Origin of the sequence: Streptomyces sp. CY-1 (genome assembly GCF_047218265.1) — a bacterium.
In the GTDB taxonomy this organism is placed as follows: domain Bacteria; phylum Actinomycetota; class Actinomycetes; order Streptomycetales; family Streptomycetaceae; genus Streptomyces; species Streptomyces niphimycinicus.
Genome location: NZ_CP178393.1, coordinates 5460766 through 5487391 on the forward strand (window position 1 = coordinate 5460766; position 26626 = coordinate 5487391).

General features: G+C 70.8%; 22 protein-coding genes. 8 read left to right on the forward strand and 14 right to left on the reverse strand.

The window, feature by feature from the left end; translation table 11 throughout:
* Positions 1-29: 29 nt before the first annotated feature.
* On the reverse strand, positions 30-1268 hold the full coding sequence (locus ACK1X7_RS23400; RefSeq protein WP_413115597.1) for an ATP-grasp domain-containing protein: 1239 nt from the start codon (positions 1266-1268) through the stop codon (positions 30-32).
* Between the two features lie 218 nt (positions 1269-1486).
* On the opposite strand from ACK1X7_RS23400, the gene fahA reads away from it, so the two are divergent.
* From fahA to ACK1X7_RS23440, 8 genes are all read left to right on the forward strand, one after another.
* A complete protein-coding gene (fahA, locus tag ACK1X7_RS23405; RefSeq protein ID WP_413115598.1) occupies positions 1487-2737 on the forward strand; it encodes a fumarylacetoacetase in 1251 nt (416 codons plus the stop codon).
* 50 nt (positions 2738-2787) lie between these two features.
* A complete protein-coding gene (locus ACK1X7_RS23410; RefSeq protein WP_413115599.1) occupies positions 2788-3297 on the forward strand; it encodes a hypothetical protein in 510 nt (169 codons plus the stop codon).
* A 225-nt stretch (positions 3298-3522) separates the two neighbouring features.
* Complete coding sequence (locus ACK1X7_RS23415) at positions 3523-4293, forward strand: GntR family transcriptional regulator (protein ID WP_390794413.1); 771 nt, start codon at positions 3523-3525, stop codon at positions 4291-4293.
* A 101-nt stretch (positions 4294-4394) separates the two neighbouring features.
* Positions 4395-4622, forward strand: a complete 228-nt coding sequence (locus tag ACK1X7_RS23420) for a 4Fe-4S dicluster domain-containing protein (protein ID WP_362430974.1) — start codon at positions 4395-4397, stop codon at positions 4620-4622.
* A gap of 11 nt (positions 4623-4633) precedes the next feature.
* Positions 4634-5992 (forward strand): ABC transporter substrate-binding protein, encoded by a 1359-nt coding sequence (locus ACK1X7_RS23425; RefSeq protein WP_413115600.1) that lies wholly within the window; start codon positions 4634-4636, stop codon positions 5990-5992.
* Entirely contained in the window at positions 5989-6900 is a 912-nt protein-coding gene (locus tag ACK1X7_RS23430) for an ABC transporter permease (protein ID WP_390794411.1), read from the forward strand. Before ACK1X7_RS23425 ends, ACK1X7_RS23430 begins: the two co-directional genes overlap by 4 nt.
* Positions 6897-7688 carry an ABC transporter ATP-binding protein gene (locus tag ACK1X7_RS23435; protein ID WP_390794410.1) on the forward strand — a complete coding sequence of 264 codons (792 nt, stop codon included), beginning with the start codon at positions 6897-6899 and terminating at the stop codon, positions 7686-7688. The genes ACK1X7_RS23430 and ACK1X7_RS23435 overlap by 4 nt, the downstream gene beginning before the upstream one ends.
* Positions 7689-7746: 58 nt before the next feature.
* Positions 7747-10524 carry a fumarate reductase/succinate dehydrogenase flavoprotein subunit gene (locus tag ACK1X7_RS23440; protein ID WP_385147511.1) on the forward strand — a complete coding sequence of 926 codons (2778 nt, stop codon included), beginning with the start codon at positions 7747-7749 and terminating at the stop codon, positions 10522-10524.
* Positions 10525-10747: 223 nt separating this feature from the next.
* Here the strand turns inward: ACK1X7_RS23440 and nuoN are convergent, their stop codons facing one another.
* From nuoN to ACK1X7_RS23505, 13 genes are all read right to left on the reverse strand, one after another.
* The gene (nuoN, locus tag ACK1X7_RS23445; RefSeq protein WP_390794409.1) at positions 10748-12400 is read right to left on the reverse strand and encodes an NADH-quinone oxidoreductase subunit NuoN; all 1653 of its coding nucleotides are present in this window, start codon (positions 12398-12400) and stop codon (positions 10748-10750) included.
* A complete protein-coding gene (locus tag ACK1X7_RS23450; RefSeq protein ID WP_385141525.1) occupies positions 12397-14061 on the reverse strand; it encodes an NADH-quinone oxidoreductase subunit M in 1665 nt (554 codons plus the stop codon). The genes nuoN and ACK1X7_RS23450 overlap by 4 nt, the downstream gene beginning before the upstream one ends.
* Before the next feature lie 3 nt (positions 14062-14064).
* Positions 14065-15960: an NADH-quinone oxidoreductase subunit L gene (nuoL, locus tag ACK1X7_RS23455; protein WP_382954168.1), complete on the reverse strand. Its 1896-nt coding sequence runs from the start codon at positions 15958-15960 to the stop codon at positions 14065-14067.
* 16 nt (positions 15961-15976) lie between these two features.
* Positions 15977-16276, reverse strand: a complete 300-nt coding sequence (nuoK, locus tag ACK1X7_RS23460) for an NADH-quinone oxidoreductase subunit NuoK (protein WP_014054072.1) — start codon at positions 16274-16276, stop codon at positions 15977-15979.
* Positions 16273-17193, reverse strand: a complete 921-nt coding sequence (locus ACK1X7_RS23465; protein ID WP_385141522.1) for an NADH-quinone oxidoreductase subunit J — start codon at positions 17191-17193, stop codon at positions 16273-16275. The genes nuoK and ACK1X7_RS23465 overlap by 4 nt, the downstream gene beginning before the upstream one ends.
* Positions 17190-17834, reverse strand: a complete 645-nt coding sequence (nuoI, locus tag ACK1X7_RS23470; RefSeq protein WP_413115601.1) for an NADH-quinone oxidoreductase subunit NuoI — start codon at positions 17832-17834, stop codon at positions 17190-17192. The genes ACK1X7_RS23465 and nuoI overlap by 4 nt, the downstream gene beginning before the upstream one ends.
* Positions 17827-19155: an NADH-quinone oxidoreductase subunit NuoH gene (nuoH, locus tag ACK1X7_RS23475; RefSeq protein ID WP_385141545.1), complete on the reverse strand. Its 1329-nt coding sequence runs from the start codon at positions 19153-19155 to the stop codon at positions 17827-17829. Before nuoH ends, nuoI begins: the two co-directional genes overlap by 8 nt.
* 26 nt (positions 19156-19181) lie before the next feature.
* Positions 19182-21671, reverse strand: a complete 2490-nt coding sequence (locus tag ACK1X7_RS23480) for an NADH-quinone oxidoreductase subunit G (protein WP_390794405.1) — start codon at positions 21669-21671, stop codon at positions 19182-19184.
* On the reverse strand, positions 21668-23050 hold the full coding sequence (gene nuoF / locus ACK1X7_RS23485) for an NADH-quinone oxidoreductase subunit NuoF (protein ID WP_216342297.1): 1383 nt from the start codon (positions 23048-23050) through the stop codon (positions 21668-21670). Before nuoF ends, ACK1X7_RS23480 begins: the two co-directional genes overlap by 4 nt.
* Positions 23050-23859 carry an NADH-quinone oxidoreductase subunit NuoE gene (gene nuoE, locus ACK1X7_RS23490; protein WP_385141543.1) on the reverse strand — a complete coding sequence of 270 codons (810 nt, stop codon included), beginning with the start codon at positions 23857-23859 and terminating at the stop codon, positions 23050-23052. The genes nuoF and nuoE overlap by 1 nt, the downstream gene beginning before the upstream one ends.
* Before the next feature lie 17 nt (positions 23860-23876).
* Positions 23877-25211, reverse strand: coding sequence for an NADH-quinone oxidoreductase subunit D (locus ACK1X7_RS23495; protein WP_216342299.1), 1335 nt, complete (start codon positions 25209-25211; stop codon positions 23877-23879).
* Complete coding sequence (locus ACK1X7_RS23500) at positions 25211-25966, reverse strand: NADH-quinone oxidoreductase subunit C (RefSeq protein ID WP_361494554.1); 756 nt, start codon at positions 25964-25966, stop codon at positions 25211-25213. The genes ACK1X7_RS23495 and ACK1X7_RS23500 overlap by 1 nt, the downstream gene beginning before the upstream one ends.
* A 91-nt stretch (positions 25967-26057) precedes the next feature.
* Positions 26058-26612, reverse strand: a complete 555-nt coding sequence (locus tag ACK1X7_RS23505) for a NuoB/complex I 20 kDa subunit family protein (protein ID WP_093463764.1) — start codon at positions 26610-26612, stop codon at positions 26058-26060.
* Between the last annotated feature and the right edge of the window lie 14 nt (positions 26613-26626).

The window sequence follows — 26626 nt, forward strand, 5'->3', positions numbered from 1 at the left end:
CCAAGGTGTTCAGCCACGGTGTTCAGCGTTCACTTGGCGCGCCACAGCCGGTACAACTGGGCAGCGCCGGGCCGCAGCGAGCGGGCCAGCATGGTGAAGAACGGCTTCATGTCGTCCCGCGCGGCCCAGGCGAGCTCTGTCCCGCTCGCCCTGGCCGGGGCGTGCGGAGTGGTGTATCCACTGCGGCGATAGGCGAGCAGTGCGGGCAGGTCGATGTTCTCGACCGTGAACCGGCGGTCCGGCCGCTGCCCGGCCCCGGGGACCGCGCGCCCCGTCAGATCGAGATGCTGGGCCCGCACGACATCGATCCCCGCAGCGCTCTCGAAGAGCCGGAACTGGGCGCCCATCCGCGGATTGAAGTCCAGCAGCTTGTACCGTCCGTCGCGCCGGTCGAAGCGCCAGTCCAGATCGACGATGCCGCTGAAGCCGATCCGCTGGACGAACTGGGCCGCCATCCGGGCCAGCTCCTCGTTCGCCACGGCATAGGCGCATGCCGTCATCCCCGCGTGCGGCGGCCAGGACCGCACCTCGACCCCGGTGAACATCGCCAGCGGTGTGCTCCGGGAGTCGAAGTACCCATGCACGATCCAGTCCTCGGCGTCCTCGCGCGGCAGATACTCCTGGAGGACCACCCCGGGCCGCGGCCCCCACCGCCGCGCCAGCTCCATCAGCTCCCGCGGGCCCTCGATCCGGGTGGTGCCGCCCACCGCGGGCTTCTTCCGCCGCTCGAACGCCTCCCGGTTCTTGGCGACCACCGGAAACCGCGCGCTCGCCGCGAACGCCTTGACGTCGGCGTAGGTGTCCGGGAAGGCGGCCTCTGGCGTGGGCACCCCGTGCTTGACGCACAGCTCATGCAGCCCCCGCTTGCTCGCCAGCCGCCTGGGCAACTCGGGCTCGGCGCGCGGGAAGAGGAAGCCGCCCTCCCCGGCGAGCCGATCCGCGTGCTCGGCGATCAGCACCGCCGCTTCCTCGTCCGTCGGCAGCAGAACCGTCGGCCGGCCGATCGCCCGCCCCATCCGCAGCAGCCCCTCCACCAGCCGCTCCGGCCGCTCGCTGCCGGTGGTCGGCCAGATGAAGGCCCTCGCCAGATAGCGCGAGAGCGCCGCCGGGGTCCAGCGGTCCTCGGTGACCGCGTACATGGGGACACCGAGACGCCCCAGGGACCGGATGGCGCCGACGCCACCGTGATGCAGCGGATAGTGGCCGATCTTCACGACCAGAGCGGGTACGGAACGGTCCACCGCGAACGGCACGGCACTGCTCGCCACGAGCCCCCCTTGGTCACCGCAGCGCAGTGGCCCCCCCACTGTGCGTGACCCCGAGAATGGACGCTACTTCGGAATCGCCGCCTCCAGCAAGGACTTTCCGGACATTGCCATCTCTTTAGGGGGTAGCCGACACGGTGCCACCTTCCTTCCCCGCACTCCCCTCGCCTTAGGGTGTGCTGCACCCCCAGCAGTGACCAGGAGAAGGCGAGGCAGCCCCGATGCCGCAGCGATCCCCGCTGGACCTGCCCGAAGGAGACCCCTTCGGCCCGCACAACCTCCCCTATGGCGTCTTCACCACGCCGCACGCTCCGCATCTGCGGAAAATCGGGGTGCGCTACGGAAACCATGTGCTGGACGCCGGCGCCGCCGCTGCTGCCGCCGCCTCTCCGCACGCCGAGCAACTGGGCGCCGACACCCTCAACCCGCTGATGGCCGCGGGCCGCCCGGTCTGGCAGGCCGTCCGCGCCGAGGTGCTCGACTGGCTCACCGACCCGGCCCACCGGTCGACCATCGAGCCGCTGATGCACCCCCTCCCCACCGTGGCGCTCCATCTCCCCTTCGAGGTGGCCGACTACGCCGACTTCTTTGCGAGCGAGCACCACGCCACCAACGCGGGCAAGGTCTTCCGCCCCGACGGCGACGCGCTCACCCCCAACTGGAAGCACATGCCGATCGGCTACCACGGCCGGGCCGGCACCCTCCTCGTCTCGGGCACGCCCATCGTCCGCCCGCAGGGCCAGCGTCTGCCCCCGGCCGATACCTCCGCACCACACGCTTCCTCCCCCACTCCGGTCTTCGGCCCCTCCCTGCGCCTCGACTTCGAAGCGGAGGTGGCCTTCGTCGTCGGCGCCCCTTCCACTGTTAATACACCGGTGCCCCTCGCCGGGTTCCACGACCACGTCTTCGGCGTCTGTCTGCTCAACGACTGGTCCGCACGCGACATCCAGGCATGGGAGTACCGCCCGCTCGGCCCGTTCCTCGGCAAGTCCTTCGCCACCTCCCTCGCCGCGTGGGTCACCCCGCTGGAGGCCCTCACCGCGGCCCGTACCAGCCCGCCCATCCGCGACGTCCCGCTCCTCCCCTACCTGGACGACAGCGCCGCCGAGCCCGGCGGGCTCGATCTGCGCCTCGAGGTCGCCCTCAACGGCCACACGGTCTCCCGCCCGCCCTTCTCCGCCATGTACTGGACCGCGGCCCAGCAGCTCGCGCATCTGACGGTCAACGGCGCCTCGCTGCGCACCGGCGACGTCTTCGCCTCCGGCACGGTCAGCGGTCCGCGCCCGGACGAGCTCGGCTGTCTCCTCGAACTCACCTGGGGCGGCCGCCGGCCCCTGCGTCTCCCCGACGCCACCCGGACGTTCCTGGAGGACGGTGACGAAGTGACCATCACGGCCTGGGCGCCGGGCCCGCAGGGGGTCCGTATCGGCCTGGGCGAGGTGACCGGCCAGGTCGTCCCGGCCACGCCCTGACCCGGCTGCTAATTTGTCGTGCTCCCGCCCTGACGATCGAGGAGAGACACGTGAACAAGGCAGTGGGCATCGTCGGCACGGTGGCGGCGGCCGCCCTGCTACTGACCGCATGTGGCAGTGACGGAGGCGACGACAAGAAGGACACCTCCAAGGACCCCTCCTCCGCGTCGAGCGCCCCGGCGGAGGGGGGCGCGGACGCGAAGGTCTCCGGCACCTATGTGGCGAAGTCCGGTGACGAGGCCGTCATCCTGTCCATCAGCGGCAAGCAGGCCGTCCTGATGGCCGGCAAGCACATCTGCAACGGCGAATACGCCGACATGGGCGGGAAGATGCTCATGCTCAAGTGCGCCGACGGCAACACCGATCGCAGCGCGGGCAAGGTCAGCCTGGGCGCGGACGGCAAGACCCTCACGGTCGACTGGGACGCGCTCGCCAAGAACGACACCTTCGTCAAGGCGACCTCGCCCAGCGACCTTCCCTCGGGCCTGCCGACGTCGCTCCCCTCCGGCATCCCCACCGATCTGGCGAGCGCCATCCCGACCGACCTCCCGACCGGCTGAACCACGGCGCCGGCCCCGTCCGGCGCCCCGGGCCCCTGGTGCGCCACCGCGCCGGGGGCCCGCCGCGCACAGTGGCAGATCTTGCCGCCGCGACGGCGAAACCGCAGGCGGCGGCGGTACGAAAGCCGCCGTCAGGTGGCGCAACACTTCGGCAACACCATCGGCCCGGCCCCGTCGGTATGGTCCCCGTACGACCCCGCCGACCAGCAACCCCGGAGCCGGCCGATGCCAGCCGAACGCCCCCGCGAGCACGCCCCGCCGGTCGCCGCCGCGCGCCGCCGGCGGCTCCGCGCCGACCGGGCCCGGCAGCTCGCCGATCTCCTCCGCCACCAGGTCCTCACCGGCGGCTTCCCCAGCGGTGTACTCCCCCTGGAGGACGCGCTCGGCCAGGACTACGGCGCCTCCCGCAACACCGTGCGCCAGGCGCTCGACCTGCTGCGCGCCGAGCGCCTGGTGGAGCGGCAGCCCGGGGTGGGCACGGTCGTCGTCGCGGAGAAGTACCCGCACGGCCTCGACCGGCTGATGGGCCTGGCCGAGACCCTTCACGAACACGGCCGGGTGACCAATGAGGTGCGCACCGTCGGCCCCGTCCCCGCGCCCGCCTGCGTCGCCGACCGGCTGTGCGTTCCCGCCCGTACCGATGTCCTCTACGTCGAGCGGCTGCGCCGGCTCGGCGGACTCCCGCTCTCCCTCGACCTCACCTACCTCCCGATGGACATCGGCGCCGAGCTGATCGGCGCCGACCTGGAGAACACCGATGTCTTCCGGCTGATCGAGAAGATCACCGGACAGGCCCTGGGCACCGCCGAGATCACCCTCGAGGCCGTCAACGCCGACGCCCACTCGGCCGCCGTTCTACAGGCCCCGCGCGGTGCGGCGGTCCTGATGCTGGAGCGGCTCACCCATCTGTGCGATGGCCGCCCGGTGGACCTGGAGTTCATCCGGTTCCGCGGCGACCGGATCACCATGAGCGGCCAGTTGCGCCGCGCCGCCTGAGCCCTCCCCGACCGCCTCCCCCGCGAACGATCACCTCCCCCGCGACGACCGCCTTCCCCGCGACCACCTTTCGCCCCTTCACGCCCTTTATGGAGACAGCCATGCCTCTGGCGCCCCAACGTGCCGATGTGCCGGTGACGATCGACGAGTCCAAGTGCATCGACGGCTGCACCCTGTGCGTGGACATGTGCCCCCTCGACTCCCTGGCGATCCACCCCGACAGCGGTAAGGCGTTCATGCACGTCGACGAGTGCTGGTACTGCGGCCCGTGCGCCGCCCGCTGTCCCACCGGCGCGGTCACGGTCAACATGCCCTATCTCCTGAGGTGAAAGGCCCCTCGATGCAACGCACGACCCTCCCGTCGGCCCTCGCCGCCGGCGCCCTGCTGCTGTCCCTCACGGGCTGCGGCGGGAACGCGGAAGCGGGCGGCAAGACCGTGACCGTCACCATCGGCTACCAGTCCAAGACCATCAACACCGTGACCGCGGGCACCCTGCTGCGCTCGCTCGGCTCCTTCGAACGCGAGCTGCGCGCCCTGGGCCGCCGCGACGGCCATACGTACAAGGTGAAGTGGGAGGACTACGCCACCGGAGCGCCCATCACCGCCCAGATGATCGCCGGCAAGGTCGACATCGGCTCGATGGGCGACTTCCCGCTCCTGATCAACTCCGGGCGCGGCACCCAGCTCAACGCGCCGACCCGCCTCGTCTCGGTCACCGGCTACAACCTGCGCGGCGGCCTCAATACGGTCCTCACCGCACCCGGCTCCAAGCTGCGCGCCCTGTCCGGGCTGCGTGGCAAGAACGTCTCCACCAGCGTCGGCTCCGCCGCGGACGGCACGCTCGTACGGGCTCTCCAGCAGGCGGGCATCGACCCCGAGGGCGGTATCCACAAGCTCAACCAGCAGCCCGCGGTGGGGGCCTCGGCCCTCGAAGCGGGCAGCGCGGACGCCCTCTCGCAGTTCGTGGCCTGGCCGGGGCTGCTCGCCTTCCAGGGCAAGGCCAGGGCGCTGTACGACGGCGCCCGGCTGAACCTCCCCACCTTCCACGGGGTCACCACCCGCAAGGCGTTCGCCGAGCAGCGCCCGGCCGTCGTCCAGGCGTTCCTCGCCGCCCAGATCGACGCCACCCGCTATCTGCGCGCCCATCCGCTCGACGCCACCCGTAAGGTCGCCACCGCGACCGGGCTGCCGCCCGAAGTGGTCTATCTCTACAACGGCACCGGGGGCATCGCGACCTTCGACCCCACCCTCAAGCCACGGCTGACCGCCGCGCTCGAGAAGGACGTCCCGGTGCTGCGCGCCGCCAAACTGGTGGGCCCGGTCGATGTGCCGTCCTTTGTCGACGACCGCTATCTCAAACGGGCGTACGGAAGCGCCGACGCCTATGCGAAGGCGCTGCGCGCCACCCCGCCCGCCTCGCCGAACCAGCTCTGGCTCAAGGGCGAGGACCGGCTCCGCACCTTCGCGACCCCCGCCGAACTGCTGCGCTTCGCCGCAAGCCACCGCGACCGCGTCCGGGCCGCCTATGTGCCCGACGCGACCACCGGCACCCGGTGGTTCGCGGACCGGGCGATCTGGGTCCGCGACGGCCGCGATCTGCGAGCCTTCGTCACCCCGGACAACGCCCACACCTGGGTCGCCGCCCACCCCGGCGCCCGCACCATCAGCTACACCGCGGCACTGGCGGCGGCCCGATGAGCGCGCCCGCCTCGCCCGTAAGGACCCGCCCGGCCCCGGGAGCACCCGGTGCCCCCGGAGCCGGGACCGCCGCCGCGCGCAGGCCGCTGCGGCGCCGTCCCTGGGTCCGCTACGCCCTGCGCACCGGTTCGCTGCTGGCCGCCCTCGGCCTGTGGCAGGTGCTCACCACCCTCGACATCGATCTGTGGCTGCGTTTCGCGCAGTTCCCCTCCGCCACCGATGTGGTCCGGGAGTTCGCCGACCGCCTCGGCACCGGCGCCTACTGGCAGGACCTCACCGACTCCCTCACCCGCATCCTCACCGGTTTCGCCCTCGCCGCCGTCCTCGGCGTGGCGGTCGGCACCGCCATCGCCCGCTCCCCTCTGGTCTCCGATCTGCTCGGCCCCGTCCTCGAGGTGTGCCGTCCGATCCCGGCCATCGCGCTGGTGCCGGTGGCGATCCTGCTGTTCCCCAGCAATGAGCAGGGCATCGTCTTCATCACCTTCACCGCCGCCTTCTTCCCGGTCATGGTGAGCACCCGGCACGCGGTGCGCGCGCTGACCCCCGTCTGGGAGGAGGCGGTGCTGACCATGGGCGGCGGGCGCGGGCGCGTCCTGGTCTCGGTCGTCCTGCCGGGGGCGCTGCCCGGGATCCTCGGCGGGCTCTCCGTCGGCATCGGCGTCTCATGGATCTGTGTGATCTCCGCCGAGATGATCTCCGGCGCCTACGGGGTCGGCTACCGCACCTGGCAGGACTACACGATCGTCGACTACCCGGGCGTCTTCGTCGGCATGACCACCATCGGCGTGCTCGGCTGGCTCACCTCCACGGCGGTCGAGCTGGCCGGACGGCGGCTGACCCGTTGGCTGCCCCGTACGGAGGCCACCGGCCGGCCGGCGCCCTCGCGCAAGGAGGCGGCCACCCCGTGAGCACATCCGACGTCACCACCACCCCGGCCCCGCCGACCGCCGAAGCCGCCCCGCCGGGCGTACGGCTGCGCCTGGAGGACACCGTCCTCGGCCGCCCGGGCGCGCCCGTCCTCCACGGTCTCGATCTGGAGGTCGCGCCCGGTGACATCCTTACGGTCGTCGGCCCGTCCGGATGCGGCAAATCCACCCTGCTGCGCACGCTCGCCGGGCTGCTGCCGGCGCTCGGCGGGCGAGTCACCCAGGACGGCACGCCGATCACCCGGCCGGACGCCGACCGGGCGCTGATCTTCCAGGAGGACGCGCTGCTGCCCTGGCGCACCCTGCGCGCCAATGTCGAACTCCCGCTCGCCATAAGGGGCGTATCGCGCACGGCGCGGCGCGAACGGGCCGCGGCCTGGCTGGAGCGCGTCGGGCTCGCCGAGCACACCGGGCGGCTTCCGCACCGGGTCTCGGGCGGCCAGCGGCAGCGGGCCCAGCTCGCCCGGGCGCTCGTCGGCACGCCACGCGCCGTCCTCATGGACGAGCCGTTCGGCGCCCTCGACGCACAGACCCGCGCCGGGATGCAGCGGCTGCTGGTCGAGGTGCTGGCGGGCACCCGCGCCACCGTCGTCTTCGTCACCCACGACGTGGACGAGGCGCTGTTCCTCGGCGACCGGGTGGCGCTGCTGGGCGGCGCGGAGGGCGGCGGCCGGGTGCTGGACGTACCGCATCCGCGCGAGCGCGCCGCCCATGACGCGGCGGCGACCGTCACGCTGCGCCGTCAGGTCCTCGAATCCCTCGGTATGTGAAAGGCCCGACTCCGTGAACACAAGGGAGCACAGGGAAGACAGGGAGCGCGGGGAGCACATGACGCCCTCCGCGCCCATGGAGATCCCCGCCCTCGGCGCGGCCGAGGAGCTGTCCTGCGACGTCCTCGTCATCGGCGGCGGCACGGCCGGCACCATGGCGGCGCTCACCGCCGCCGAGCACGGTTCCTCCGTCCTCCTCCTGGAAAAGGCGCATGTCCGCCACTCGGGCGCGCTCGCCATGGGCATGGACGGCGTCAACAACGCGGTCATCCCCGGCCGGGCCGAACCCGATGACTACGTCGCCGAGATCACCCGCGCCAACGACGGCATCGTCGACCAGTCCACCGTCCGCCAGACCGCGACCCGCGGCTTCGCCATGGTCCAGCGGCTGGAGCGGTACGGCGTGAAGTTCGAGAAGGACGAGCACGGCCAGTACGCGGTCCGCCAGGTGCACCGCTCCGGCTCGTACGTCCTGCCGATGCCCGAGGGCAAGGACGTCAAGAAGGTCCTGTACCGGCAGTTGCGGCGGCGTGAGATGCGCGAGCGGATCCGCATCGAGAACCGGGTGATGCCGGTCCGGGTCCTGACCGCCGGCGGCCGGGCCGTCGGCGCCGCCGGATTCCACACCCGTACCGGCCACTTCGTGACCGTGCGCGCCGGTGCGGTGATCCTGGCCACCGGCGCCTGCGGCCGGCTCGGCCTGCCCGCGAGCGGCTATCTGTACGGGACGTACGAGAACCCCACCAACGCGGGCGACGGCTACGCCATGGCGTATCACGCCGGGGCCGAGCTGACCGGGATCGAATGCTTCCAGATCAATCCGCTGATCAAGGACTACAACGGCCCGGCCTGTGCCTATGTCGCCAATCCCTTCGGCGGCTACCAGGTCAACCGGCACGGTGAGCGGTTCGTCGACTCCGACTACTGGTCGGGGCAGATGATGTCGGAGTTCGCGGCCGAGGTGGCGAGCGAACGCGGCCCGGTCTACCTCAAGCTCAGCCATCTTCCGGAGGAGTCGGTGGCCGCGCTGGAGTCCATCCTGCACTCCACCGAACGCCCCACCCGCGCCACCTTCCACGCGGGGCGCGGCCATGACTACCGCACCCATGACGTGGAGATGCACATCTCCGAGATCGGGCTGTGCGGCGGCCACTCGGCCTCGGGGGTACGGGTCGACGCCCACGCCCGGACCACCGTCCCGGGGCTGTACGCGGCCGGTGACCTGGCCTGCGTACCGCACAACTACATGATCGGCGCCTTTGTCTTCGGCGACCTGGCGGGCGCGGACGCCGCCCGGTACCAGGCGCACCAGGCGTATCAGGGCGAACTGCCCCCGGATCAGCTCGCCGACGCGCATGAGCTGATCTACGCCCCGCTGCGGAACCCCGAGGGGCCGCCGCAGCCGCAGGTCGAGTACAAGCTCCGGCGCCTGGTCAACGACTATGTGGCCCCGCCCAAGAGCGGCGCCCGGCTCTCGCTCGCCATCGAGGCGTTCGAGCGGATGCGCGGGGACCTCGCCACGATGGGCGCCGCTACGCCCCATGAGCTGATGCGCTGCGCCGAGGTGACCTTCATCCGCGACTGCGCGGAGATGGCCGCACGCTCCTCGCTGGCCAGGACGGAGAGCCGGTGGGGGCTCTATCACGAGCGCACGGACCATCCGCTGCGCGACGACGAGGGCTGGCTGCACCATCTGGATCTGCGCAAGTCGGCTTCGGGGGCGATGGAGTTCACGGCGCGTCCGGTCGCGCCGTATCTCGTCCCGGTGGCGGAGTACGTGCCGACGGGCGGGCCGTCCCGGCCGCTGGGCGAGGTGTGGCCGGAGCAGGTGGCTACGGCGGGGCCGCGTGAGAGCGCTCCGCGGGCGGGGGCGCCGGCGGGACGGCTGGATGACGACCTTAAGGAGGGCACGGGCGCCCCCGACGTCCGTAAGGCCCTCACCGCCGCCTCCCCGCGCATCCTCGAACTGCTCGCCCTCGCCGAGGAGCAGCCGGAACTCCCCGCTCTCCGGCCCTATCTGGCCGACCCCGACCCCGCGGTGCGCCGGGCCGCCGTCGCCACCCTCACCGAGACCGCACCGCCGGGCACCGGCCCGGCCCTCGCGGCGGCCCTGGCCGACACGGACGGCGGCGTACGCGCCGATGCGGCGGCCTCGCTGCGGGAGCTGGTCGAGGTGCTGCCTCCGGAAGCGGCTCTGCGTGCCCCCCTGGTCCAGGGTCTGGCCGTGGCCGATCCGGTGGTACGGGCGGCGGCGCTGGACGTCCTGCGGGCGCTGGGCCTCGGCGACGCGGAACTGTTCGCCCGGGCGCTGACGGACGCGGCCATCGGGGTCCGTATCCAGGCCGTACGGGGGCTGGTGTCGGTGGACGCGCTCACCGCGCTGGAACCGGGGGCCGCGGACGCGGCGCGAGAGGTGCGGGTGGCGACGGCGGGGGCGCTGGGCACCCTGGCCCCCGGCGGCGGCCGGGCGTCCGCCGCCCGGCGGCTGCTCACGCCGCTGCTGCGGGACCCGGACGTCCTCGTACGGGCCGCCGCCCTGGAGGCCCTGGCCTCCGCGGGGTGTCCCGCGCCGCTGGACGCGGAGGTGGTGGCGGCGCTCGGCGACGCCGCCTGGCAGGTGCGCAAGGGGGCGGCTACGGCGCTGTCCGCTGCCGCGCCGGAGCTCGGCGTCCCGGCGCTGGCGCGCGCCCTGGCCGACCCGCATGCCGATGTGCGGAAGGCGGCGGTGCTGGCGTTGCTGCCCCTGGCGGAGCGGGAGGTGGGGGCGCGGGAGGCGCTGTCCTCGGTTCGGTCCGACCCGGACGCGGACGTACGGGCCTACGCGGCAAGGGCCTAGCCTTCCCCCACCCCACCCCACCCCGCCCCTTCCCGAACCGGGGGCTGCGCCCCCAGCCCCCACCGGGGCTCCGCCCCGAACCCCGCTCCTCAATCGCCGGAGGGGCTGGAATTGCTCCGCCCCGGACCCCGCTCCTCAAACGCCGGAGGCGCTGGAAACGCTCCGGCCGGGCACGGCACCGTCGTGGTGTCCGTGCCCGGCCGGGGGGCGGGATGGGCGAGGGCTAGCGGACGAAGACGCCCGCCTGGCTTGCGAGGTCCAGGAAGTACTGCGGGGCGACGCCCAGGACCAGCGTGACTGCCACGCCGATCGCGATGGCCGACGAGGTGAGCGGGCTGGGCACGGCCACGGACGGGCCGTCCGTGCGCGGCTCGCTGAAGAACATCAGCACGATCACCCGGATGTAGAAGAACGCGGCGATCGCCGAGGAGATCACACCGATCACTACCAGCGCGCCCGCCCCACCGTCGGCCGCCGCCTTGAAGACCGCGAACTTCCCGGCGAAGCCGCTGGTCAGCGGGATACCGGCGAAGGCCAGCAGGAAGACCGCGAAGACGGCGGCCACCAGGGGCGAACGGCGGCCGAGTCCGGCCCACTTGGACAGGTGGGTGGCCTCGCCGCCCGCGTCGCGCACCAGGGTGACCACCGCGAAGGCGCCGAGGGTCACGAAGGAGTACGCGGCGAGGTAGAAGAGGACGGAGGAGATGCCGTCGGGGGTGGTGGCGATGACACCGGCCAGGATGAACCCGGCGTGGGCGATCGACGAGTACGCCAGCAGCCGCTTCACATCGGTCTGGGTGACGGCCACGATCGCACCGCCCAGCATGGTGACGATGGCGACGCCCCACATCACCGGGCGCCAGTCCCAGCGCAGCCCCGGCAGTACGACGTACAGCAGCCGCAGCAGCGCGCCGAAGGCAGCGACCTTGGTGGCCGCCGCCATGAAGCCGGTCACCGGGGTGGGGGCGCCCTGGTAGACATCCGGGGTCCACATGTGGAACGGCACGGCGCCGATCTTGAACAGCAGCCCCATCAGCACCATCGCCCCGCCGATCAGCAGCAGCGCGTCATTGCCCATGGTCCCGGCGAGCGCCGGGGTGACGTTCCTGACCTGGCCGTCGACGACGTCGGCGATCCCGGAGTAGGTGACCGTGCCCGCGTAGCCGTACAGCAGGGCGATGCCGAAGAGCAGGAACGCCGAGGAGAAGGCGCCCAGCAGGAAGTACTTGACGGCGGCTTCCTGGGACAGCGCGCGATGGCGCCGGGCGAGGGCGCACAGCACGTACAGCGGCAAGGAGAAGACCTCCAGTGCCACGAAGAGCGTCAGCAGATCGTTGGCGGACGGGAAGACCAGCATGCCGCCGACCGCGAAGAGGACCAGCGGAAAGACCTCGGTGGTGGTGAAGCCCGCCTTGACCGCGGCCTTTTCGGCGTCGCCGCCGGGCACGGCGGCGGCCTGGGCCGCGAAGGAGTCGACGCGGTTGCCGTGCACCAGCGGATCCAGCCGCCGCTCGGCGAAGGTGAACACCGCCACCAGCGCCACCAGGAGAATGGTCCCCTGGAGGAAGAGCGCCGGGCCGTCGACCGCGATCGCGCCCATGGCCGCGACATGGGCCTTGCTGGTGCCGTAGTCCCCGGCGGCGAGACCGATGACGGCGGCGAAGGCCGCGGCCAGGGCGACCACGGAGACGAACACCTGCGCGACGTACCGCTGGCGGCGCGGCAGGAGCGCCTCGATCAGGACGCCGACGATCGCGGCGCCGAGCACGATCAGCGTGGGCGACAACTGGCCGTACTCGATATCGGGCGACGGGATCTTGTCGGGCGCCGCCGCCGCTGTTGTCCACAGGCTGTGGACAGTGGCCGCGTGGGTCACTTGGCACCTCCGGAAGCACCGTCGTGGGAAGCACCGTCGGACTTCGGGCTGTAGTTGAACCAGCCCGCGTCGGTGACGGGGTGATCGGGCCTGGGATCCTTCTTGTCCACCACGGACATCGTGTGGTCGACCGCCGGGTTGACGATGTCGGCCAGCGGCTTCGGATAGACGCCGAGGAAGATCAGCAGCGCGATGAGCGGGGCCACGACGACCAGCTCACGCACCCGCAGATCGGGCATGGAGCGCACCTCGGCCTTCACCGGACCGGTCATGGTGCGTTGGTAGAGGATCAGGACGTAGAGCGCCGCCAGCACTATTCCGACGGTCGCGATCACGCCGAAGGCCGGGTAGCGGCTGAACGTGCCGACCAGGACCAGGAATTCGCTGATGAACGGCGCGAGTCCGGGCAGCGAGAGGGTGGCGAGGCCGCCGATCAGGAAGGTGCCGGCGAGCACCGGGGCGACCTTCTGCACACCGCCGTAGTCCTCGATGAGCCGTGAACCGCGCCGGGTGATCAGGAACCCGGCCACCAGCATCAGCGCGGCCGTGGAGACGCCGTGGTTGACCATGTAGAGCGTGGCGCCGCCCTGGCCCTGGGTGGTCATCGCGAAGATGCCCAGGATGATGAAGCCGAAGTGGGAGATCGAGGCGTAGGCGATCAGCCGCTTGATGTCCCGCTGGCCGATCGCCAGCAGCGCCCCGTAGATGATGCTGATGAGCGCCAGGATCATGATCGCCGGGGTGGCCCACTTGCTGGCCTCCGGGAAGAGCTGGAGGCAGAAGCGGAGCATCGCGAAGGTGCCGACCTTGTCGACGACCGCGGTGATCAGCACGGCGACCGGGGCGGTGGCCTCCCCCATCGCGTTGGGCAGCCAGGTGTGCAGCGGCCACAGCGGCGCCTTCACCGCGAAGGCGAAGAAGAAGCCGAGGAACAGCAGCCGCTCGGTGCTGGATGCCATGTCCAGATGGCCGCCCGCCCGCGCCTGGACGATCTCCTGGAGCGAGAAGGTGCCGGTGCCGAGCTGATCGGCGGTGACCGCGTACAGCCCGACCACCGCGGCCAGCATGATCAGCCCGCCCGCCAGGTTGTAGAGCAGGAACTTCACCGCGGCGTACGAGCGCTGAGTGGCCGTCTCCTCCTCGGAGCGGCCCCCGGCCCGGTCCCCGAAGCCCCCGATGAGGAAGTACATCGGGATCAGCATGGCCTCGAAGAAGATGTAGAAGAGGAAGACATCGGTGGCCTCGAAGGAGATCACCACCATCGCCTCGACCATCAGGATCAGGGCGAAGAAGCCCTGGGTCGGCCGCCAGCGGCTGTTGGGCCGGGCGCTTTCCAGCGGATCGGCGTCATGCCAGCCCGCCAGGATGATGAAGGGGATGAGCACCGCGGTGAGCGCGATCAGCGCGACCGCGATCCCGTCCACGCCCAGTTCGTAGCGGACGCCGAAGTCCTTGATCCAGGCATGGGATTCGGTGAGCTGGAAGCGGGCGCCGCCGGGATCGAAGCGGACCAGCACGACCGCGGCGAGGGCGAGCGTGAGCAGGGAGAAGCCCAGCGCCACCCACTTGGCGGCGGCGCGCTGGGCGGCGGGCACGGCGGCGGTGACGACCGCGCCGAGCGCGGGCACCACGGCCGTGGCCGTCAGCAGGGGAAATGACATGACTCAGACCGCCCTCATCAGCAGGGTCGCGGCGATGAGCACCGCCGTACCGCCGAACATCGAGACCGCGTACGTTCGGGCGTAGCCGTTCTGGAGCTTCCGCAGCCGGCCGGAGAGTCCGCCGACTCCGGCCGCGGTGCCGTTGACCACTCCGTCGACCAGCTTGTGGTCGACATAGACCAGCCCGCGGGTCAGGTACTGGCCGGGTTTGACGAGCGCGACATGGTTGAAGTCGTCCTGGAGCAGATCGCGCCGGGCGGCTCGGGTGAGCAGGGAGCCGCGGGGGGCGGTGCGCGGCACCGGCCGGCGTCCGTACTGCATCCAGGCGAGCGCCACTCCGATCAGCAGCACCACCATCGTCCCGCCGGTGACCGCCGCGGCGCTCAGCGGGGAGTCGCCGTGGCTGTGGCCGGTGACCGGCTCCAGCCACTTCAGGAACGAGTCGTTGAGGCTGAACAGCCCGCCCGCGAAGACCGATCCCACGGCCAGGACCATCATGGGGATGGTCATGGACGAGGGCGACTCGTGCGGATGCGGCTCCTGGCCTGCCTCATCGGGCACCCAGCGCTTCTCGCCGAAGAAGGTCAGCAGCATCACCCGCGTCATGTAGTACGCGGTGATGGCCGCGCCCAGCAGGGCCGCGCCGCCGAGGATCCAGCCCTCGGTGCCGCCCTTGGCGAAGGCCGCCTCGATGATCTTGTCCTTGGACCAGAAGCCGGAGAGCCCCGGGAAGCCGATGATCGCGAGATAGCCGAGCCCGAAGGTGACGAAGGTGACCGGCATGTACTTCCGCAGGCCGCCGTACTTGCGCATGTCGACCTCGTCGTTCATGGCGTGCATGACCGAACCGGCGCCGAGGAAGAGCCCCGCCTTGAAGAAGCCGTGGGTCACCAGGTGCATGATCGCGAAGACATAGCCGATCGGGCCGAGCCCGGCGGCCAGGATCATATAGCCGATCTGCGACATGGTGGACCCTGCCAGGGCCTTCTTGATGTCGTCCTTGGCACAACCGACGATCGCACCGAAGAGGAGCGTGACCGCGCCGACCGTGACCACCGCGGTCTGTGCGTCCGGCGCCGCGTTGAAGATCGCGCCGGAGCGGGTGATCAGATACACGCCCGCGGTCACCATCGTCGCCGCGTGGATGAGGGCCGAGACCGGGGTCGGGCCCTCCATCGCGTCCCCGAGCCAGGACTGGAGCGGCACCTGGGCCGACTTGCCGCAGGCGGCGAGCAGCAGCATCAGCCCGATCGCGGTGAGCTTGCCCTCGCTCGCATGGTCCACGTTGGTCAGCACCGGGGCGAAGGTGAAGGTCCCGAAGGTCGTGAACATCAGCATGATCGCGATCGACAGGCCCACATCGCCGACGCGGTTGACGATGAACGCCTTCTTCGCCGCCGTCGCCGCGCTGGGCTTGTGCTGCCAGAAGCCGATCAGCAGATACGAGGCGAGGCCGACGCCCTCCCAGCCGACGTACAGCAGCAGGTAGTTGTCGGCGAGGACGAGCAGCAGCATGGCCGCGAGGAAGAGATTGAGATAGCCGAAGAAGCGGCGGCGGCGCTCGTCGTGCTCCATATAGCCGATCGAATAGATGTGGATCAGCGTGCCCACACCGGTGATCAGCAGAACGAAGGTCATGGACAGTTGGTCGAGCTGGAAGGCGACGTCCGCCCGGAAGCCGCCCACCGGGATCCAGCTAAAGACCTTGCTGTGCAGGGCCCGGTCGTGCTCGCCGCGGCCGAGCATCTCGGCGAAGAGCACGGCGCCGATCACGAAGGAGGCGGCGGCGAGCACCGTGCCGATGTAGTGGCCCTTGCCGTCCAGCCGCCGCCCCCCGCACAGCAGCAGGGCAGCGCCGAGAAGCGGCGCCGCGACAAGCAATCCGATGAGGTTCTCCACTTGAACGCGACCCCTTCTAGAGCTTCATCAGGCTGGCGTCGTCGACCGAGGCCGAGTGGCGGGAGCGGAAGACGGACACGATGATCGCGAGACCGACCACGACTTCCGCCGCGGCCACGACCATCGTGAAGAAGGCGATGATCTGGCCGTCGAGATTGCCGTGCAGCCGGGAGAAGGTGACGAACGCCAGGTTGCACGCGTTCAGCATCAGCTCGACGCACATGAAGAGGACGATCGCGTTCCGCCTGATCACGACACCGGCCGCACCAATGGTGAACAACAGGGCGGCCAGGTAGAGGTAGTTGACCGGATTCACTTGGCGGCTCCCCTCGAGTTCGCGCCGGCCGCGTTCTCACCGTTCTGGCCGTTCTCGCCGTTCTCGCCGTGCTCCGGCTCCGCGGCGCCCCCGGCCTTCTTGCCGGTGTCCCTGGCCTTACGGCCCAGCCAGCGCTGCGAGCGCTGCTCCAGCGCCGCCAGCTCGGCCAGCGCCTCGGTGGAGACGTCCCGGATCTGACCGCGGCCGCGCAGCGTCGCGTTGACGGTCAGCTCGGACGGGGTGCCGTCGGGCAGCAGACCGGGGATGTCCACCGCGTTGTGCCGCGCGTACACGCCGGGGGCGGGCAGCGGCGGCACGTTCCGCCCGGTGCGCACCCGCGCCTCGGACTGCTCGCGCTGGGAGCGGGCCCGCTCGGTGCGCTCGCGGTGGGTCAGCACCATCGCGCCGACCGCCGCGGTGATCAGCAGCGCCCCGGTGATCTCGAAGGCGAAGACGTACTTGGTGAAGATCAGTGCCGCCAGGCCCTCCACATTGCCGCCGGCGTTGGCCTGGCCCAGGCCGTTCCACGTCGTCAGCGAGGCATTGCCGATCCCGGCGCACAGCAGGATCCCGAAGCCGAGCCCGCACAGGGCGGCGAGCCAGCGCTGCCCCTTGAGGGTCTCCTTGAGGGAGTCGGCCGCGGTGACACCGACCAGCATCACCACGAAGAGGAAGAGCATCATGATCGCGCCGGTGTAGACGACGATCTGGACGACACCCAGGAAGTACGCCCCGTTGGCGAGGTAGAAGACCGCCAGGACGATCATGGTGCCCGCCAGGCACAGGGCGCTGTGCACGGCCTTGTGCATCAGGATCGTGCACAGCGCGCCGATCACGGCGACGGTGCCGAGCACCCAGAACTGGAGGGCCTCACCCGTGGAGGTGGTGGAGGCCGCGGCGGCCAGAGTGCCGCTCATGCCTGCACCCCCCGCTGCCGCTCCGGCGACTCCTGCGGCTCCTCGTTCTCCTCGGCCTGGCCGGAGTTCCCCTCGGCCTGGCCGGACGGGGTCTCGCCCTTGCTGACCGCGACCTGCCGGGAGGTGCCGGGCGCGGCCTCGGTCACCAGACCCCGGTAGTAGTCCTGCTCGTCGGTGCCGGGGTAGATGGCGTGCGGGGAGTCGACCATCCCGTCCTCGAGGCCCGCGAGCAGCTCTTCCTTGGTGTAGATGAGCGAGGTGCGGCTGCGGTCGGCGAGCTCGTACTCATTGGTCATGGTCAGCGCCCGGGTGGGGCACGCCTCGACGCACAGGCCGCACAGGATGCAGCGCAGATAGTTGATCTGGTAGACGCGGCCGTAGCGCTCACCCGGGGAGTAGCGCTCCTCGTCGGTGTTGTCCGCGCCCTCCACATAGATCGCGTCGGCGGGGCAGGCCCAGGCGCACAGCTCGCAGCCGATGCACTTCTCCAGCCCGTCCGGATGCCGGTTGAGCTGGTGGCGTCCGTGGAAGCGGGGCGCGGTGGGCTTCTTCTCCTCTGGGTACTGCTCGGTGAGCCGCTTCTTGAACATGGCCTTGAAGGTCACGCCGAAGCCGGCCACCGGATTCTGGAAGTCAGACACCGTCGGCCTCCTTTCCGTCACTGACAGTGTCGGGGCCACCACTGACAATCAACTCGCGCTCGGTGCGCGGACGTCGGCGGGGGACGGGCGGCAAGGTCTGGCCGGGCAGCGGCGGCACCGGGAAACCTCCCGCCATCGGATCGAAGGCGGGCTCCGGTCCCGGTTCCGCTCCGGCCTCGGCCTCGGGCGCCGAACGGTCGCGGAAGAAGTCGACCACGAAGGACAGCAGCAGCAGCGCGATCACCGCGCTGCCCACGTACAGCACGATGTCCTGGTAGTCGTAGTTCTCGTTGCGCAGCGCCCGGACGGTGGCGACCAGCATCAGCCAGACCATCGAGATCGGGATGAGCACCTTCCAGCCCAGCTTCATGAACTGGTCGTAGCGCACCCGCGGAAGCGTGCCGCGCACCCAGATGAAGACGAACAGCGAGGTGATGACCTTGCCGACGAACCACAGCATCGGCCACCAGCCGTGGTTGGCGCCTTCCCAGAAGGTGCTGATCGGCCAGGGCGCCCGCCAGCCGCCGAGGAAGAGGGTGACGGCGACCATCGAGACGGTGACCATGTTGATGTACTCGGCGAGCATGAACATCGCGAACTTGATCGAGGAGTACTCGGTGTTGAAGCCGCCGACCAGGTCGCCCTCGGACTCCGGCATGTCGAACGGCGCCCGGTTGGTCTCACCGATCATCGAGACGATGTAGATGAGGAACGAGACCGGCAGCAGCACCGCGTACCAGCGGTCGTGCTGCCCCTCGACGATCTGCGAGGTCGACATCGACCCGGAGTAGAGGAAGACCGCCGCGAAGGAGAGCCCCATCGCGATCTCGTAGCTGATCATCTGGGCGCAGGAGCGCAGACCGCCCAGGAGCGGATACGTCGATCCGGAGGACCAGCCCGCGAGCACGATGCCGTAGATGCCGACCGAGGCGGTGGCGAGGATGTAGAGGACGGCGATCGGCAGATCGGTGAGCTGCATCGCGGTGCGATGGCCGAAGATCGAGACCTCGCCGCCCGACGGGCCGAACGGCATCACCGCGACCGCCATGAAGGCGGGGATGGCCGCGACGACCGGCGCCAGGACGTAGACCACCTTGTCCGCGCCCTTGACGACCACGTCCTCCTTGAGCATCAGCTTCACGCCGTCCGCGAGGGACTGGAGCATGCCCCAGGGGCCGTGCCGGTTGGGCCCGATGCGCAACTGCATCCAGCCGACCACCTTGCGCTCCATGACGATGGAGATCAGCACCGTCACCATCAGGAACGCGAAGCAGAAGACGGCCTTGATCAGCACCAGCCACCACGGGTCGGTGCCGAACATCGACAGGTCCTCTGCGGCGAGATACCTCACTGGGTCACCTCCGTCGCGGGGGCAGTGATCGTGACGACATCACCGGGGCGGGCGCCCAGATCGCGGTGGACACCGCCGCCGACCGAGGCCAGCGGCAGCCAGACCACCCGGTCGGGCATCGGGGTGATGCTCAGCGGCAGTTGGACCGAGCCGGCCGGGCCGCTGACGCGCAGCATCTGGCCGTCCTCGACGCCCGCCTCGCCCGCCGTGGCGGCCGACAGCCGGGCCACGGCCGCGTGGCGGGTCCCGGCCAGCGCCGGATCGCCCTCCTGGAGCCGGCCCTGGTCGAGCAGCAGCCGATGGCCGGCGAGCACCGCCTCGCCCTCGGCCGGCCGGGGCAGCGGACCGCCCGTCTCCAGCGAGGCGGTGGCGCGCGGGCCCTGCCAGGTGCCGAGCCGGGTCATCTCGGCGCGTACGGCCTCGACGTCCGGCAGGCCCAGGGGCGCGTCCAGCGCGTCGGCCAGCATGTGCAGCACCCGGGCGTCCGGCAGCGTATGACGGCGGGTCATCTGGTCGGGTTTGAGCGCGGCCTCGAACGGCCGGGCGCGTCCCTCCCAGTTGAGGAAGGTGCCGGACTTCTCGACGACCGCCGCGACCGGCAGCACCACATCGGCCAGCTCGGTGACCTCCGAGGGCCGCTGCTCCAGGCTGACCACGAAGTCCACCGCGTCCAGGGCCTCCAGCGCCCGCGCTGGATCGGGCAGATCGGCCACCTCGACGCCCGCGACCAGCAGCGCGCCGAGCCCGCCGACCGCCGCGGCCTCGATGATCTGGCCGGTGTCCCGGCCCACCTGGTGCGGCAGGTCGCTGCTGCCCCAGACCGCGGAGACCTCCTCGCGGGCCCGCGGGTCGTGGGCCGGGCGGCCACCGGGCAGCAGCCCGGGAAGGGCGCCCGCCTCGATCGCGCCCCGCTCCCCCGCCCGGCGCGGAATCCAGGCGAGTGTGGCCCCGGTGGCGGCGGCGGCCCGTACGACGGCGGTCAGCCCGCCGGCCACGGACGCCAGCCGCTCGCCCACGATGATCACCGCGCCCTCTTCGCGCAGCGCCTCGGCGGCCCGCTCGCCGCTCTCGTCCAGCCCGGTGCGGCCCGCGATGGCGTCCAGCCACTCCGGCTCGGTGCCGGGGGCGGCCGGCAGCAGCAGGCCGCCCGCCTTCTGAAGGCCCCGGGTCGCGTGGCTGGCCAGCGAGAAGGTGCGCTGTCCGTGCTTGCGGTGCGCCTTGCGCAGCCGCAGGAAGACGCCGGGCGACTCCTCCTCGGACTCGAAGCCCACCAGCAGCACGGCCGGGGCCTTCTCCAGCGTGGTGTAGGTGAGCCCGCCGCCGTCCAGGTCACGGCCCCGGCCCGCGATATGGGTGGCCAGGAACTCGGCCTCCTCATCGCTGTGCGTACGGGCCCGGAAGTCGATGTCGTTGGTGTCCAGGGCGAGCCGCGCGAACTTCGCGTAGGCGTACGCGTCCTCGACGGTCAGCCGGCCACCGGTGAGCACGCCGGTGCGGCCGCGCGCCATCCCCAGCCCCTCGGCCGCCGCCTCCAGCGCCTCGGGCCAGCTCGCCGGCTCCAGTTTCCCCGTCTCGCGGTCGCGCACCAGCGGGGTGGTGAGCCGCTCGGGCAACTGCGCGTAGCGGAAGCCGAAGCGGCCCTTGTCGCAGATCCACTCCTCGTTGACCTCGGGGTCGTCCGCCGCCAGCCGCCGCATGACCTTGCCGCGCCGGTGGTCGGTGCGGGTCGCGCAGCCGCCCGCGCAGTGCTCGCACACGCTGGGCGAGGAGACCAGGTCGAAGGGGCGGGAGCGGAAGCGGTACGCCGCCGAGGTCAGGGCGCCCACCGGGCAGATCTGGATGGTGTTGCCGGAGAAGTACGACTCGAACGGGTCGCCCTCACCGGTGCCCACCTGCTGAAGCGCGCCCCGCTCCAGCAGCTCGATCATCGGGTCGCCCGCGATCTGGTTGGAGAACCGGGTGCAGCGCGCGCACAGCACACAGCGCTCGCGGTCCAGCAGCACCTGGGCCGAGATCGGCACCGGCTTGGCGAAGGTGCGCTTCTGGCCCTCGAAGCGGCTGTCGGCCTGCCCGGCGCTCATCGCCTGGTTCTGGAGCGGGCATTCACCGCCCTTGTCGCAGACCGGGCAGTCCAGCGGGTGGTTGATCAGCAGCAGCTCCATCACCCCGCGCTGTGCCTTCTCGGCCACCGGCGAGGTGAGCTGCGTCTTGACGACCATCCCGTCCGTGCAGGTGATGGTGCAGGAGGCCATCGGCTTGCGCTGGCCCTCCACCTCGACGATGCACTGGCGGCAGGCGCCGGCCGGGTCGAGGAGCGGATGGTCGCAGAACCGCGGGATCTCGATGCCGAGCAGTTCGGCGGCACGGATGACCAGCGTCCCCTTGGGGACCGAGATCTCGATCCCGTCGATGGTGACGGAGACCAGATCCTCTCGCGGCACCGCCGCCTCCCCGCCCGACGAGGGTGCGTTGGTGGTCACGGTCATGCGTTCACCCCCAGGTGAGTGGAGCGCGGCTGGTCGGCCCAGACAGTCGACTTGGCCGGGTCGAACGGACAGCCTCCGCCGGTGATGTGCTGCTCGTACTCCTCGCGGAAGTACTTCAGCGAGGAGAAGATGGGGCTGGCCGCGCCGTCGCCGAGGGCACAGAAGGACTTGCCGTTGATGTTGTCGGCGATGTCGGCCAGCTTGTCGAGGTCGTCCATGCGCCCCTTGCCGGCCTCCAGGTCGCGCAGCAACTGCACCAGCCAGTACGTGCCCTCGCGGCAGGGTGTGCACTTGCCGCAGGACTCATGCGCGTAGAACTCGGTCCAGCGGGTCACCGCCCGCACCACGCAGGTGGTCTCGTCGAAGCACTGGAGCGCCTTGGTGCCCAGCATCGACCCGGCCGCGCCCACGCCCTCGTAGTCCAGCGGGACGTCGAGGTGCTCCTCGGTGAGCAGCGGGGTGGACGAGCCGCCCGGGGTCCAGAACTTCAGCCGGTGGCCGGGGCGCATCCCGCCGCTCATGTCGAGCAGTTGGCGCAGGGTGATCCCGAGCGGGCCCTCGAACTGCCCGGGGTTGGCCACATGGCCGGACAGCGAGTAGAGCGTGAAGCCCGGGGACTTCTCGCTGCCCATCGAACGGAACCATTCCTTGCCCTTGTTGAGGATCGCGGGAACCGAGGCGATGGATTCGACGTTGTTCACCACAGTGGGGCATGCGTACAGACCGGCGACCGCGGGGAAGGGGGGCCGCAGCCGGGGCTGGCCGCGGCGTCCCTCCAACGAGTCCAGCAGCGCGGTCTCCTCACCACAGATGTACGCGCCGGCGCCCGCGTGCACGGTGATGTCGAGACCGGGAAGTCCGTCCACCCCGAGCTTGTCCCGCCGCCGTTCCGCCGTGCCGAGGTAGCCCGCCTCGTACGCCTCGCGAACGGCCTCGTGCAGCCGCCGCAGCACGGGGACGGTCTCGCCGCGCAGATAGATGAAGGCGTGCTCGGAGCGGATGGCATGACAGGCGATGACCATGCCCTCGATGAGCGAGTGCGGATTGGCGTAGAGAAGGGGGATGTCCTTGCAGGTGCCCGGTTCCGACTCATCGGCGTTGACGACGAGATAGTGCGGCTTGCCGTCGCCCTGCGGAATGAACTGCCACTTCATCCCGGTGGGGAAGCCGGCGCCGCCGCGGCCGCGCAGACCCGCGTCCTTCACCAGCGCGATCACCGCGTCGGGGTCCATGGCGAGGGCCTTGCGCATGCCCTCGTAGCCCTCGTGCCGCAGATAGGTGCGCAGGGCCCAGGAGTTCGGCTGGTCCCAGAAGGCGGAGAGCACGGGTGCCAGCAGCTTCTCGGGGCTGTGCCCATTGATCTCGGTTGTCACGGTCATCACTCCCCCTCCTCGGCGACCGGACCTGCGGGGTGGTGCGGATCGGAGGCGGAGGTCCGCCGCGGCGCGTCATGCGAGCTGGGATGCGTCGGCGGCGCCTCGTCCTGCGGGGCGTCCGCGGACCGCGGCGAGACGACCCGGCCCGGCGCGGCCTCCCCCTTGGCCAGCCGCAGCCCCACCAGCGAGGCGGGGCCCGCGGAGCCACCGGCCTCGACGGCGCCCGGACGGGCGTCGGGGAAGCCGGCCAGGATCCGGGCGGTCTCCTTGTAGGTGCACAGCGGCGCGCCCCGGGTCGGCTCGACGGTCCGGCCCGCCCGCAGATCGTCGACCAGCCCCTTGGCGGACTCGACGGTCTGGTTGTCGAAGAACTCCCAGTTGACCATCACCACGGGTGCGTAGTCGCAGGCCGCGTTGCACTCGATGTGCTCCAGGGTGACCTTGCCGTCCTCGGTGGTCTCCCCGTTGCCCACGCCCAGGTGGCTCTGGAGCTCCTCGAAGATCGCGTCGCCGCCCATCACCGCGCACAGGGTGTTGGTGCACACCCCCACCTGGTAGTCGCCGGAGGGCTTGCGCCGGTACATCGTGTAGAAGGTGGCGACGGCGGTGACCTCGGCGGTGGTCAGCCCCAGCACCTCGGCGCAGAACCGCATGCCGGTGCGGGTGACATGGCCCTCCTCGGACTGCACCAGATGCAGCAGCGGCAGCAGCGCGCTGCGGCTGTCCGGGTAGCGGGCGATCACCTCCCGGGCGTCCGCCTCGAGCCGGGCGCGTACCTCGGCGGGGTAGTCGGGGGCCGGCAACTCCGGCATCCCAAGCTGTACGTCTGTCACCGGTCCACTCCTCCCATCACGGGGTCGATGGACGCGACGGCCACGATCACATCGGCGACCTGACCGCCCTCGCACATCGCCGCCACGGCCTGAAGATTGGTGAAGGACGGGTCGCGGAAGTGGACGCGGAACGGGCGAGTGCCGCCGTCGCTGACCATATGGGCGCCCAGTTCCCCCTTGGGCGACTCGATCGCCGCGTACGTCTGTCCGGGCGGCACCCGGAATCCCTCGGTCACCAGCTTGAAGTGGTGGATCAGGGCCTCCATGGAGGTGCCCATGATGTTCTTGATGTGGTCCAGGGAGTTGCCGAGGCCGTCCGGGCCGAGCGCGAGCTGCGCGGGCCAGGCGATCTTCTTGTCCGCGACCATCACCGGACCCGGCTCCAGCCGCTCCAGGCACTGCTCGACGATCCGCAGCGACTGGCGCATCTCCTCCAGCCGGATCAGGAAGCGGCCGTAGGCATCGCAGGTGTCGGCGGTCGGCACCTCGAAGTCATAGGTCTCATAGCCGCAGTACGGATCGGTCTTGCGCAGATCGTGCGGCAGCCCGGTGGCCCGCAGTATCGGGCCGGTCACGCCGAGCGCCATGCACCCGGCGAGGTCGAGGTAACCCACGTCCTGGAGCCGGGCCTTGAAGATCGGGTTCCCGGTGGCGAGCTTGTCGTACTCGGGAAGGTTCTTGCGCATCGTCTTCAGCAGGGCCCGGATCTGGTCGACCGCCCCCGGCGGCAGGTCCTGGGCGAGCCCGCCGGGCCGGATGAACGCGTGGTTCATCCGCAGGCCGGTGACCAGCTCGAAGATGTCCAGGATCAGCTCGCGGTCGCGGAAGCCGTAGATCATGATGGTGGTCGCGCCGAGCTCCATACCGCCGGTGGCGATGGCCACCAGATGCGAGGAGAGCCGGTTGAGCTCCATCAGCAGCACCCGGATCACCGTGGCCCGGTCCGGGATCTGGTCCTCGATGCCGAGCAGCTTCTCGACGCCCAGGCAGTACGCCGCCTCGTTGTAGAAGGGCGTCAGATAGTCCATGCGCGTCACGAAGGTGGTGCCCTGCGTCCAGTTCCGGAATTCGAGGTTCTTCTCGATCCCGGTGTGCAGATAACCGATTCCGCAGCGGGCCTCGGTGACCGTCTCGCCGTCGATCTCCAGGATCAGCCGGAGCACCCCATGGGTCGAGGGGTGCTGGGGACCCATGTTGACGATGATCCGCTCGTCGTCGGCCTTCGCCGCGGCGGCCACGACCTCGTCCCAGTCGCCGCCGGTGACGGTGTAGACGGTGCCTTCGGTGGTCTCGCGCGCGGAGGCCGAGGGCGTTGCATGGGGGGCAGTCATTAGCTGTACGACCTCCGCTGGTCCGGAGCAGGGATCTGGGCGCCCTTGTACTCGACGGGGATGCCGCCGAGCGGGTAGTCCTTGCGTTGCGGGAAGCCCTGCCAGTCGTCGGGCATCATGATCCGCGTCAGCGCGGGATGACCGTCGAAGATCAGGCCGAAGAAGTCGTAGGTCTCGCGCTCATGCCAGTCGTTGGTCGGATAGACATCGACGATCGACGGGATGTGCGGATCGCTGTCGGGGGCGCTCACCTCCAGCCGGACCACCCGGCCATGGGTGAGCGACCGCAGGTGGTAGACGGCGTGCAGTTCGCGGCCCTTGTCGCCGGGGAAGTGCACCCCGCTGACACCGGTGCACAGCTCGAAGCGGAGCGCCGGGTCGTCGCGCAGGGTCCGGGCGACCCGCGGGAGGTGCTCGCGGGCGATGTGGAAGGTCAGCTCACCGCGGTCCACGACGGTCTTCTCGATCGCGTTCTCCGGGAGCAGCGACTGCTCCTCGAGCGCTCCCTCGAGTTCGTCGGCGACCTCGTCGAACCAGCCCCCGTACGGCCGGGTGGCCTGGCCGGGCAGCCGCACGGGGCGCACCAGCCCGCCGTAGCCGGTGGTGTCGCCGCCGTTGTTGGCGCCGAACATCCCGCGCTGGACGCGGACGGGCTCGCCCTGGTCGCCGCGGCGGCCGGGGAGGTTCTCAGCGTTGAGGTCCTTGTCCGGGTTGACCCCGTTGCCTCCGGGATTGACCCCATTAGCCTCAGTCAACGCCTTTCCCCTCCGTTCGCTTCTCCGCCCACGAGGCGCAGAAGTGCGGCCTTCGTCGCCGTCTGCGGCCCGGTGGCCTCGTGTGCGTCGCTCACCGAAGAAGCCCCTTCATCTCGATCATCGGCAACGCCTTGAGCGCCGCCTCCTCCGCCTCACGGGCCGCACGCTCGCGATTGACGCCGAGCTTCTCCTCGCGGATCTTCTGGTGCAGCTTGAGGATCGAGTCCATGAGCATCTCGGGGCGCGGCGGACAGCCGGGCAGATAGATGTCGACCGGGACGATGTGATCGACGCCCTGCACGATCGCGTAGTTGTTGAACATCCCTCCGGAGGAGGCGCAGACGCCCATGGAGATGACCCACTTCGGGTTCGGCATCTGGTCGTAAACCTGGCGCAACACCGGGGCCATCTTCTGGCTGACCCGCCCGGCGACGATCATCAGGTCGGCCTGGCGGGGCGAGCCGCGGAAGACCTCCATGCCGAAGCGCGCGAGGTCGTAGCGCCCGGCACCCGTGGTCATCATTTCGATGGCACAGCAGGCCAGACCGAAGGTGGCCGGGAAGACGGAGGACTTACGGGCCAGCCCGGCGGCCTGTTCCACGGTGGTGAGCAGGAACCCACTCGGGAGCTTCTCTTCGATACCCATGCGATGTTTCCCCT